The sequence below is a fragment of the Oleiphilus sp. HI0061 genome (assembly GCF_001635675.1).
Genome location: NZ_LWFE01000728.1, coordinates 1 through 331, shown reverse-complemented (window position 1 = coordinate 331; position 331 = coordinate 1). Strand labels below are relative to the sequence as shown.

The following is a 331-nucleotide window of genomic DNA, read 5'->3' as shown; positions in this document are numbered from 1 at the left end:
GATCATTGCCACGAGTGGACGTTCCTTATCAGACTTTCATGGTGGTATTCACCCGGCGGAAATGAAGTCGCTATCGAGCGAGACAGCGATTACTGAGGCGGGCATTCCGCCACTACTTGTTTTACCTTTACAGCAACATATTGGTCAAGCCTCCAAGGTCTTGGTTGAAGTGGGTCAACAAGTAAAAAAAGGCCAGTTATTGGCTGAAGCAGACGGTTATATCAGTGTCGGCTTGCATGCACCCAGCTCAGGTGTGGTAGAAAGTATTGCTGAGCAAGTTGTGGCGCACCCTTCTGGTAATTCAGATTTATGTATTACCTTGAAGACAGAC

1 pseudogene is annotated in these 331 nt (G+C 47.4%); it reads left to right on the top strand.

Features of this window, described 5'->3' with window-relative positions:
* Positions 1 to 331 (top strand): annotated as a pseudogene (locus tag A3735_RS09070) (electron transport complex subunit RsxC); the annotation flags it as partial.